General features: G+C 63.6%; 1 protein-coding gene. It reads right to left on the bottom strand.

The features are described from left to right. A partial coding sequence (locus L8H00_RS18675) for a transposase (RefSeq protein WP_242098862.1) occupies positions 1 to 377 on the bottom strand: 377 nt, incomplete at its 3' end. Positions 378 to 420: the final 43 nt, after the last annotated feature.

Raw genomic sequence — 420 nt, 5'->3', positions numbered from 1 at the left:
TCGGTGGTCTTGACCGACTGGCTGTCGATGATGGCCGCGGTCGGCGCCGGTTCGCGACCTTCTGCGACCCGCAGCCATGCCACCAGCACCGCATTGACGGCGTCGAGCAGGCCGTTGTCGCGCATCCGGTAGAAATGGTACTGCACCGTCGTGAAGGGCGGAAAATCTCTGGGCAGTTGCGCCCACTGACACCCCGTTGCAGCGATATACTGGATCGCATCCCACAGCGTTCGCGCCTTGTGCTTGCGCGGGCGCCCCACCCTGGAGGTCCGCCGCAACAATGGCCGGACGACAGCCCATTCTTCGTCCGTGCAGTCGCTTGCATAGCGCAGGCCGCTTCTGTCATGTTCGCGGCGAGCGGTTTTGGTCCAGCCCATGTGATCCTCGTGGTCTTCGCAACCCCCGGTGAATCACAAGCTA

This window comes from Sphingomonas sp. CROZ-RG-20F-R02-07, assembly GCF_022662335.1.
Lineage (GTDB): Bacteria > Pseudomonadota > Alphaproteobacteria > Sphingomonadales > Sphingomonadaceae > Sphingomonas.
This window is presented reverse-complemented; position numbering and strand designations above follow the sequence as displayed.